1 protein-coding gene is annotated in these 645 nt (G+C 46.7%); it reads left to right on the forward strand.

Annotation, left to right across the window (positions count from 1 at the left end; all coding sequences use genetic code 11):
- The coding region (locus tag FC96_RS13045) for a hypothetical protein (RefSeq protein ID WP_202813032.1) at positions 1-645 on the forward strand (645 nt) is incomplete at both ends.

Raw genomic sequence — 645 nt, forward strand, 5'->3', positions numbered from 1 at the left:
AGTTCGGTCTCGGCGCTATCTTAGGCTGGCTGGTTGCTCCACTTGTTCTCGGTGCCTTAGCTCTTGGCATTCCATTGCTGTTATTGACATTACCATTGTGGATCTTGCCAGCATTGCTGACCTTGCCACTCTGGTTGCCATTACTGTTAGCATTCTTGCCACTCTTGATTGGTAACGTAGTAGGGGCCCTTGCTAAAGGACTTGGGGATCTCCTAAAGTTCATTGGCGGATTTATCCTCGGCTCTCTGTTCGCACCAATCGTGTTAGGGGCGCTTGCACTTGGCTTGCCACTCTTATTATTGACACTCCCATTGTGGTTCTTGCCAGCATTGCTGACATTGCCACTTTGGTTACCAATTCTGTTAGCCTTATTACCATTCTTACTTGGTAAATTGTTAGGCGCATTGCTTGGAAATATCTTGGGTCACATTCTGTTCACGCTTTCCTTGTTCTTGCTTGGTTTGCCGCTGTACGGCTTGTTACACTTCATTTCCAAGTTGCTGAAGGGCATCTTCCTTTACCCATTATTGGCTATTCTTGGAACCCTTCTTGGCGGCCCACTTTACTGGCTGTTGATGCCATTGTTCATCTTGCTGCACTTGTTGCGTAAGTTGATCAAAGACTTGTTGATTGGGGCATTGTTGT

This window comes from Secundilactobacillus kimchicus JCM 15530 (assembly GCF_001433995.1).
Lineage (GTDB): Bacteria > Bacillota > Bacilli > Lactobacillales > Lactobacillaceae > Secundilactobacillus > Secundilactobacillus kimchicus.